The following is a 533-nucleotide window of genomic DNA, read 5'->3' on the forward strand; positions in this document are numbered from 1 at the left end:
GTGCACGAGGCGCTCACCGCCATCCGCCGAGCAGGAGCCGACATCATCATCACCTACCACGCGAAGGAGTGGGCAAAAGCGAGGTGCTGACCCCGCCAGCCGCCGTTCCGCCGCGGCGAGCCGTAGACTGAGGAGCGATGAAGCTCCTTGCCATCGACGTCGGCACGGGGACGCAGGACATCCTGCTCTTCGACACCGAGCGCGAGCCGGAGAACTGCGTCCAGCTCATCCTCCCTTCGCCGACGGTCATCGTCGCCGAGCGCATCCGTGAGGCAACGAAGCGGGGGAAGGGCGTCCTCCTCACCGGCGTGACCATGGGGGGCGGCCCCTCGGCCTGGGCAGCGGAGGCCCACCGGAAAGCAGGGTTCGCCCTGTGGGCGACACCCGCCGCCGCCCGGACCTTCAACGATGACCTCGAACAGGTCCGGGCCGACCTCGGTCTCGATGTCGTTGCCGAGGGCGAAGCCGAGGAGCTGGCGCAGCGGCCCGACGTCGTCGTCATCGAGCTGCGCGACCTGATGCTCTCGGAGATC

Annotated in this window: 2 protein-coding genes; both read left to right on the forward strand. The window is 69.0% G+C overall.

What is annotated here, in order from left to right:
- Positions 1-90 (forward strand): hypothetical protein, encoded by a 90-nt coding sequence (locus N2041_RS14980; RefSeq protein ID WP_367187743.1) that lies wholly within the window; start codon positions 1-3, stop codon positions 88-90.
- Between the two features lie 47 nt (positions 91-137).
- A partial coding sequence (locus N2041_RS14775; protein ID WP_297679394.1) for a DUF1786 family protein occupies positions 138-533 on the forward strand: 396 nt, incomplete at its 3' end.

Source organism: Tepidiforma sp., assembly GCF_026419595.1.
In the GTDB taxonomy this organism is placed as follows: domain Bacteria; phylum Chloroflexota; class Dehalococcoidia; order Tepidiformales; family Tepidiformaceae; genus Tepidiforma.